A 264-nucleotide genomic window follows, 5' to 3' on the forward strand; every position below is an offset into this window, starting at 1 on the left:
AAAGTAAAAGAGACGATATTGGGTCTGTAGCTCAGCTGGTTAGAGCGCTCGCCTGATAAGCGGGAGGTCGGTGGTTCGAGTCCACTCAGACCCACCAATATCGACTAGAAACAAAGATGGGGCTATAGCTCAGCTGGGAGAGCGCCTGCCTTGCACGCAGGAGGTCTGCGGTTCGATCCCGCATAGCTCCACCATCTTTAAGTGTTTTTATCTGAAAATATTTAAAAATGGTTTCGAAAGAAATCTAGCTCTTTAACAATTTGG

General features: G+C 47.0%; 2 tRNA genes. Both read left to right on the forward strand.

What is annotated here, in order from left to right:
* Nucleotides 1–20: 20 nt before the first annotated feature.
* Nucleotides 21–97, forward strand: a tRNA-Ile gene (locus AB4232_RS22490).
* Nucleotides 98–118: 21 nt separating this feature from the next.
* Nucleotides 119–194 (forward strand) — tRNA-Ala (locus AB4232_RS22495).
* Nucleotides 195–264: the final 70 nt, after the last annotated feature.

Source organism: Vibrio sp. 10N.286.46.A8, from assembly GCF_041470165.1.
Lineage (GTDB): Bacteria > Pseudomonadota > Gammaproteobacteria > Enterobacterales > Vibrionaceae > Vibrio > Vibrio tasmaniensis_A.